Raw genomic sequence first — 3,218 nt, 5'->3', positions numbered from 1 at the left:
GCCGCCCCGGGCGCCCGCGCGTGGTCTTCGCCGCGCGGGAGCCGCCCGCGGTTAGCAGGCGCCCCGGTCAGCGCCGGTTCGGTGAGCGCCCGCGTCTCACCCGTCGCGCTCGGGGTAGCCGATGGGCACCGACGAGACGTCGTCCAGCGCGGTGGTGATCTCCTCGGGCAGCGTGATCCGCTCGACCTGCAACGCGCCGAGCAGCTGCCCGACCGTCCGGGCGCCGAGGATCGGCGCGGTCACCCCCGGTCGGTCCCGGATCCACGCCAGCGCCACCTCCAGCGGCGACACCCCCAGGCCGCCGGCCGCGGTCGCCACCGCCTCCACGATGCTCGAGCAGCGCGGCTCCAGGTACGTGGAGACGAACCGCTCGAAGTGCGGCGAGGCGGCCCGCGAGTCCGCCGGCCGGCCGTGCCGGTACTTGCCGGTGAGCACACCCCGACCCAGCGGCGACCAGGGCAGCACGCCGAGGCCCAACGTCTCGCACGCCGGCAGCACCTCCCGCTCCACGCCCCGCTCCAGCAGCGAGTACTCCACCTGGGCGGCGACCACCGGCGCCCGGCCCGGCCAGGCCGTCTGCCAGGCGGCGGCCCGCGCGGTCTGCCAGCCGGAGAAGTTCGACACACCCACGTAGCGGACCTTTCCGCTGGCCACCGAGTGGTCCAGCGCCGCGAGGGTCTCTTCGAGGGGGGTGTCCGGGTCGTACCCGTGCACCTGGAACAGGTCGACGTGGTCCGTGCCGAGCCGGCGCAGCGACGCCTCGAGGGTGCGCAGCAGGTGGCCTCGGGAGCCGTCGCGACGCCGACCGCTGCCCGGCCGCAACCCCGCCTTGGTGGCGATCAACAGCTCGTCGCGCGGTACGAGGGTGCCCAGCAGCGACCCGATCACCGACTCGGCGTCGCCGTCGCCGTACACGTCGGCGGTGTCGATCAGGTTGCCGCCCGCGTCCAGGTAACTCTTCAGCTGGGCGGCCGCATCGTCGGCGTCGGTGTCCCGGCCCCAGGTCATGGTGCCGAGCGCGAGCCGCGAAACCGCCAGCCCGCTTCGGCCGAGCGGTCGCTGTTGCATGGGTGAACCTTATTTCGAACCCGCCGCCACGGATATCCTCGCTCCCGTCATCTCTGCCGGTTCTGCCGGTTCCGCCTCCGGCGGGCACCGCGACGGACGCGGGATCATTGGCGGTGAGCCGGTGATCGGGTCCGTTTTCGGCATTGCGTAACCTGGTGCGACCTGTGCCACGGATGGGGGAGGACCAGTGCGACTCGGGCTCAGCCTTGGATACCAGACGGCGTGGAGCACGCCGGCCGACCACCTGGCGTTGGCCCAGGAGGCGGATCGCCTCGGCTACTCGGTGGTGTGGGCGGCGGAAGCCTACGGCTCCGACTCGCCCAGCATGCTCGCCTGGATGGCCGGCCAGACGCAACGGATCGACGTGGGCTCGGCGGTGATGCAGATTCCCGCCCGTACGCCGGCCGCCACCGCGATGACCGCCGCCACCATCGACGCGCTCTCCGGCGGCCGGTTCCGGCTGGGCCTCGGCGTCTCCGGCCCGCAGGTCTCCGAGGGCTGGCACGGTGTGCGGTTCGCCAAGCCGCTGGGCCGGACCCGCGAGTTCGTCGACATCGTCAAGCTGGCCGTCGCCCGCAAGGAGGTGGCGTACGACGGCGAGCACTACACGCTGCCGCTGCCCGACGGCCCCGGCAAGGCGCTGCGGCTGAGCTTCCACCCACCTCGCGAACACATCCCGATCTACCTGGCCGCGGTCGGGCCGAAGAACCTGGAGTTGGCCGGCGAGATCGCCGATGGCTGGCTCGCCGTGTTCTACGCCCCGGAGTTCGCCGACGAGCACCTCGCCGCCGTGGCCGCCGGGCGGGCCAAGGCCGGCAAGGAACTGGCCGGCTTCGACGTGGTGCCCTCCGTGCCGGTCGTCATCGGCGACGACGTGGCCTCCTGTGCCGAGCTGGTGCGCTGGTACGCCGCGCTCTACGTCGGCGGGATGGGCAGCCGGAAGCAGAACTTCTACAACCAGCTCGCCACCCGGATGGGTTACGGCGACGCCGCCCGCGAGGTGCAGGACCTGTACCTGGCCAAGCGGCAGCGCGACGCGGCCGCCGCGGTGCCGATGGAGTTCATCGACCGCACCTCGCTGCTCGGCCCGAAGGAGCGCATCGCCGAACGGTTGCGGGAGTACGCCGCCTCCGGCGTCACCACGCTGTCGGTGACCCTGTTCGTGGCCGACCGGGACAGCGGCGTGCAGACCCTGCGTACCGTCGCCGAGGCGCTCGACCTCTCCGGAGTCGGCGAGTGACCTGGATCGAGGCCATCGTCCTGGGCGTCGTCCAGGGGCTGACCGAGTTCCTGCCGGTCAGCTCGTCGGGGCATCTGCGGATCACCTCGGCGATCTTCTTCGACCGCGACGCCGGCGCGTCGTTCACCGCCGTCACCCAGCTCGGCACCGAGGCAGCCGTGCTGATCTACTTCGCGAAGGACATCTGGCGGATCACGCGTACCTGGCTGGTGGGGCTGCGCGACACGTCGGTGCGCTCCAGCCTCGACTACCGGATGGGCTGGTACGTGATCGTCGGCTCGATCCCCATCGGGCTGTTCGGGTTCCTCTTCAAGGACCAGATCAAGACCGCCGGGCGCAACCTGTGGGTGGTGGCGACCACCCTGATCGTGTTCGCGTTCGTGCTGGCGTTCGCCGAGTACTGGGGCCGGCAGACGCGCACGCTGGAGAACTTCCGGATGAAAGACGGCGTGGTCATGGGCTTCGCCCAGGCCATGGCCCTGGTCCCCGGGGTGTCCCGCTCCGGCGGCACGCTCACCGCCGGCCTGCTGCTCAACCTGACCCGGGAGGCGGCGGCGCGCTACTCGTTCCTGCTGGCCATCCCGGCGGTGGTGATGTCCGGTGTGTTCAGCCTCGGCGACGTCTTCGAACCGTCCGCCCCGGGCACGTCCGTGCCCACCGTGGCCCAGACGATCGTGGCCACCGCCATCGCCTTCGGCATCGGCTACGCGGCCATCGCCTGGCTGCTGCGCTACGTCGCCCACCACACCCTGTACGTCTTCGTGCTGTACCGGGTCGCGCTGGGCACCCTGGTCCTGGCTCTCCTGCTGACCGGCACGATCAGCGCCACCTGATCAGCGGCGTCGTTCCGTTGAGCCAGCATCTCCTCGACGCGGGGCACCGCACCGTGTGGCACGTCTCGGGGCCGTCC

Annotated in this window: 3 protein-coding genes; 2 read left to right on the top strand and 1 reads right to left on the bottom strand. The window is 71.8% G+C overall.

Features of this window, described 5'->3' with window-relative positions; translation table 11 throughout:
• Window positions 1–96: 96 nt before the first annotated feature.
• Window positions 97–1,068 (bottom strand): aldo/keto reductase, encoded by a 972-nt coding sequence (locus tag AB0J68_RS29865; RefSeq protein ID WP_363941936.1) that lies wholly within the window; start codon window positions 1,066–1,068, stop codon window positions 97–99.
• 187 nt (window positions 1,069–1,255) lie between these two features.
• Here AB0J68_RS29865 and AB0J68_RS29860 point away from each other — a divergent pair, with 187 nt between their 5' ends.
• Both AB0J68_RS29860 and AB0J68_RS29855 read left to right on the top strand, forming a co-directional pair.
• The gene (locus AB0J68_RS29860; RefSeq protein ID WP_354860358.1) at window positions 1,256–2,308 is read left to right on the top strand and encodes an LLM class F420-dependent oxidoreductase; all 1,053 of its coding nucleotides are present in this window, start codon (window positions 1,256–1,258) and stop codon (window positions 2,306–2,308) included.
• Window positions 2,305–3,141, top strand: a complete 837-nt coding sequence (locus tag AB0J68_RS29855; protein ID WP_354860360.1) for an undecaprenyl-diphosphate phosphatase — start codon at window positions 2,305–2,307, stop codon at window positions 3,139–3,141. Before AB0J68_RS29860 ends, AB0J68_RS29855 begins: the two co-directional genes overlap by 4 nt.
• The last annotated feature ends 77 nt before the right edge of the window (window positions 3,142–3,218 follow it).

The sequence above is a fragment of the Micromonospora sp. NPDC049580 genome, assembly GCF_040675595.1.
Lineage (GTDB): Bacteria > Actinomycetota > Actinomycetes > Mycobacteriales > Micromonosporaceae > Micromonospora.
This window is presented reverse-complemented; position numbering and strand designations above follow the sequence as displayed.

Bases quoted from the DNA above. Each gene is read 5' to 3' on its own strand.
- AB0J68_RS29865 (WP_363941936.1), bottom strand. From the start codon at position 1,068: ATGCAACAGCGACCGCTCGGCCGAAGCGGGCTGGCGGTTTCGCGGCTC.